The following is a 4,070-nucleotide window of genomic DNA, read 5'->3' as shown; positions in this document are numbered from 1 at the left end:
CCCCGGGGGCCGGGGGGGGCCGGGGGGGGGGCGGGGGGGGGGGGGGGGCCCCCCCCCGGAGGCGGTAGGAGGGGCGGTAGGGGTGGGGTAGGGGCGGTAGGGCGTTTGGTATTTGTGCAGGTCAGAGCGCCGGTAGGGCGCTGCGGTAGGGGGCGTTGCCGGTGATGGCGAAGCGGGGGAGGGCCGGCCTGCGGACGGCCCGGGATGGGTCGGCGGGAGGGGCGTTCCCGGGCCTGTCGGCCGGGGTCAGCCGGCCATCTGACGGGGGGTCTGAGCGGGGGTGCTCGGCGCCCCTTCCCGGCCCCCGGGGGGGGGGGGGGGGGGGGGCGGCGCGCCCCCGCCCCCCCCGGGGGGGGGGGGGGGGGGGGGGGCCCGCGGGGGGGGGCGCCCCGGGGGCCGGGAAGGCGTCGTCCCGGGGGGTGCGGTCCACGGCCAGGTGAGGGGGTCTGAGGGGCTCCCGGCCGAGGGTGTGGGTCAGCTCCTTGAAGCCCACCCCGATGCGGTTGATCTTCTTGCCCGCTACGGACAGTGGCAGCGGGTCCCGGAGGGGGATGCCGATCCGGCGGAAGTAGCTCGCCAGCGTGGCGGTGTCCCAGGCCGGGTCGGAGATCATGTTTCGGGCCTTCAGATCGGCCAGCATGTCCTCGAGATGGACACCCTGCTTGATGCCCCGGACGCCCTCCGCCCACCGGGTGGCGACGGTGTTCTCGACGTACAGCCAGAACTGGGCCTCGATCTCCTCGGCGGAGAGTACCCGCCGCTCCCCTGCGCCCTGCTCCCCTGCCTCCTGGACCTCCGGCGGTCCGGCCTCCACGAGGTCGTCGTCCTCGAAGGCCTCGTCCTCGTCGTCGGCCTGCTCCTGCTCGTTGGCCTTCGGCGCGGGCAGCGGCGCGTACACCCACGCGGCGAGGGCCCACGGCACCAGCAGCGCCGGCATCCAGATCACCGGGTTGTGCGGGATGTAGTAGACGATCAGGAATCCTGCGAAGAGCAGTCCTCCCGCCCGCAGCAGCCAGGCGGGGAGCTCCTTGCCCTCGGGCAGCTGTGACTCAGGCTGTTCCTGAGGGGGCTTCTCCTTCGCGTTGGCCGGCTTTGCCGGTCGCCGCCGTGGCCCTCTCCCCTTCGGCTTCGGCCCGCCGGACGCCGCCTTGGCCTTGGCCCTGGCGGCCGCCTTCGCGGCTTTCGCCTTGCGCTCGCGCTTGCGGACGATGCCGGGAGCGAAGAGCTCCAGGGCGTTGCCGTCGACGATCCAGAAGACGGTCTTCTTGACGATGATGAAGGTCCCGACGGCCAGCGACTTCACTGCCTGGATGCCGATGATGTAGGGGCGCGCCGCGTTGAACGCGCGGGACAGCACCCGGGTGACGCGCTCGCGGATGCTCTCCCCTGCCTCGTCGTCGTCCGCTGCCTCCTCGTTCACGTCCTCGGGTTCCGCCAGGGCGTCGGTGTCGTCGCCGGGGCCGACGGCCGCCGCGGCGGGCGTGGTGGGGGTCTCCTTGGTCAGCGTGACGTTGGCGGCCATCAGTGGCCCAGTCCGGGCACGAGGTTGGCGAGGTAGGTAACGACCATGGTCCCGACCGACCACCAGCCGCCGGCGGAGGCGTAGAGCACACCGGCGGTGAAGCCGAGGATCGAGGCCCGCCACTTGCCGTGGGTGCGCAGCCAGAGGATGGCGGTGATGCCGAGCGCCACCCCGCCCGGGCCCCAGCTGGCAGCGAGTGGTCCGGCCATGCTGGTGATGGCGTCGTGCGGGCCCGTCCAGCCGGCCGAGCCGTAGAGGGTGGCGTTGACGTAGCCGAAGATTGCCAAGTGCTCCCACTTGAGCTTTCCGGCGATCTTGGGGTTGGACCCGTTCTTCAGGATGGCGAACTGTGTGACGGTCCCGACGCCGGCCAGGCCGGCGGCGGTGACGATGCCGAGGCCGGACCCGATGGAGGTGGGGGGCGCGGCGGCGAGCTGGACGGCGGTGTTGATGATCTCGGACATGGTCGGGTGGCTCCGTTTCAGGAGAGGGGGATGTGGACGGTCAGGGCCGCGATGAGCGTGGTGGCGAAGGGGATCCGGCAGATCCATGCGAGCGGCGGGTACCAGCCGCGGGTGCGCCAGCCGATCCAGGCACCGGCGGCAACGAACGTGACGCTCATCCAGAACTGCTCGCCGGGTTCGTGGAACCAGACGATCAGGTGCTTGACGTCGGGCAGGAAGTTGAGCCCCCAGCCGGGAATCGCCGGGCCGAGCCAGTGGAAGGTCCACCGGACGCGCGCGGGGTGCCAGCCGGTTCTGGCCTTGTTCGGCGTGGTCTTGAGGACGTCGCGCGTGGATGGCGGCTTGTATTTGGACGGCTTCTCCTTCTGCTTGGAGACGTCGACCTTGACCGTGACCTCCTGCTCGATCTCCTCGGTCTCGTCCTCCGGCTCCGGCGCGGCGGGCGGAGCGGGCGCGGCGGGCGGCGGCGGTGCGCCGTGCAGCGGGCAGGAGCACGCGGTGAACTCCCCGCCGCAGTGGGGGCACTTCGTGTGCTTCGACGGCGGGTCCTCGGGGGGCGCACCGGGGCCGGGGCCCCGGCCGTTCCAGCCTCCCCCGCTGCCGCCGCCGGCCTTGGCACTCGGGTTGCCGGGTGGCTGGCTGGTGCGCTTGGGGATGGTGGTCTTCACCGTGACGGTGGCGGTGACCGACTGTGGTTCGGCCTCCGGTGCGGCAGGTGCCGCCTCGGTCTGCTCCTCCGTGCCCATGGCCTTGGCGGCGAGATCGCGCCACCACGGCGGGTTGGGGTCGTACGCCTGCTCGGGGGCCGACGGCCGGGGCGCGGCGGGCGGCACGTCGGTGATCCGCGCGAGGCCGGTCCGGTCCTGCTGGCTGAAGGGCGGGAAGTCGGGCTTCGGCGGCGTGTTCGCCGTCGGGGGCTGGTCGGCGGCGGGCAGGACCCGGGTCGGGATGATGACGCGGGGCTCCGGCGGGGTGGCGTCGTCCTCGTCGCCCTCGTCGGCCTGATCGGGGGCGAGGGTCTGCTCGGTCATGGGGTGGCCTTCCGGTTCAGTGGGATGTGGGATTCGGCGCGCGGGGCATGGCGCAGCCGGGCGTGCGGGTCAGTGCAGGTTGGTGGCGGCGAGGTCGACGAGGGCGAGCAGCAGGCCGAGGTAGAGGCCGAGGACGACGGCGTTGTCGCGGGGGCCTTCGGCGAGCTGGCCGCTGAGCGCGTGGCCGGCAACCAGGCCGGTGGTAGCGGCCAGGACGAGGTCGCCCAGCCAGCCGGGGGTGGCCAGGATGAGCGCCGTGAGGGTGGCGGCAACGGCGACGGCCTGCAAGCGCGTGGCGATCCAGGCGTTTCCCGTGCCGGTGTCGACCTCCTCCCGGGAGTGGGCGGTGGCGGGCACGGGCAGCAGGTGCGGGTCCGCGCCGGAGACGAGGGCGGCGGCCTGCTCCCAGAGCTCGGCCGCCTGACGGCCGGGGTACTGCGCTCGGAGCCGGGTGTGCAGGTCCGGGAAGTAGCGGCCGTCCGGGCCGTCGGCGTGCTCCCGCATCAGCCAGGTCGCGATGGTGTGCGGGTCGGGCGGAAGGAGCGGCAGGCCCTGCCCGCCGGGCTTCCAGTCACCGACGGTGATGACCACGCCCCGGTGGTGGGGGCTGGTGTTGCGCGCGGCCTGGAGGTTGACGGCGATTGCGACGGCCTGGCGGCGGTCGTCGACGGGGCCGATGCGGATGTCGCTGCGGTCGGCGCTGCTGATGCGGATCTCGTGAGCGGGCATGGCGAAAGCTCCGGTTGGCGGACGGCGGGTCAGGTGACGGTTGGAGCGACGGCTCCCTGGCGCGAGGCCGGCGGGTGTCCCCGCTCCCCCTGGTGGGGTCGGGCGTCGTCCGCGGGGCCGGTAGGGCGCCGAGAGGATCGGTATTTGCGCAGGTCAAACCGGTAGGGCGAGGGCTACCGCGTGCAGGGAACGGGAATCGGCGGGCGGCTTCCGCAGTGGGCGGGCCCGGGGGGGGGGCCCCCCCCCCCTGGGGGGGGGGCGCGGGGCCGCCGCCCCCGCTCGGGGGTGGAGGCTGCCGCCCAGCCCGGGCGGGGGGGGGCGCGG

4 protein-coding genes are annotated in these 4,070 nt (G+C 74.0%); all 4 read right to left on the bottom strand.

The window, feature by feature from the left end:
• Window positions 1–121: 121 nt before the first annotated feature.
• The 4 genes from ACFWXO_RS43715 to ACFWXO_RS43700 all read right to left on the bottom strand — a co-directional run bounded on the left by ACFWXO_RS43715 (window position 122) and on the right by ACFWXO_RS43700 (window position 3,746).
• Window positions 122–1,522 carry a hypothetical protein gene (locus ACFWXO_RS43715; protein WP_380532438.1) on the bottom strand — a complete coding sequence of 467 codons (1,401 nt, stop codon included), beginning with the start codon at window positions 1,520–1,522 and terminating at the stop codon, window positions 122–124.
• Window positions 1,522–1,986: a hypothetical protein gene (locus ACFWXO_RS43710; RefSeq protein WP_380532435.1), complete on the bottom strand. Its 465-nt coding sequence runs from the start codon at window positions 1,984–1,986 to the stop codon at window positions 1,522–1,524. The genes ACFWXO_RS43715 and ACFWXO_RS43710 overlap by 1 nt, the downstream gene beginning before the upstream one ends.
• Window positions 1,987–2,003: 17 nt before the next feature.
• Entirely contained in the window at window positions 2,004–3,017 is a 1,014-nt protein-coding gene (locus ACFWXO_RS43705; protein WP_380532432.1) for a hypothetical protein, read from the bottom strand.
• Window positions 3,018–3,086: 69 nt separating this feature from the next.
• Window positions 3,087–3,746 (bottom strand): hypothetical protein, encoded by a 660-nt coding sequence (locus tag ACFWXO_RS43700; RefSeq protein WP_380532429.1) that lies wholly within the window; start codon window positions 3,744–3,746, stop codon window positions 3,087–3,089.
• Between the last annotated feature and the right edge of the window lie 324 nt (window positions 3,747–4,070).

Origin of the sequence: Kitasatospora sp. NPDC059088 (assembly GCF_042738155.1) — a bacterium.
In the GTDB taxonomy this organism is placed as follows: domain Bacteria; phylum Actinomycetota; class Actinomycetes; order Streptomycetales; family Streptomycetaceae; genus Kitasatospora.
Note: the sequence above shows the minus strand (reverse complement) of the source record. Positions and strands in the feature narration are given on the sequence as shown.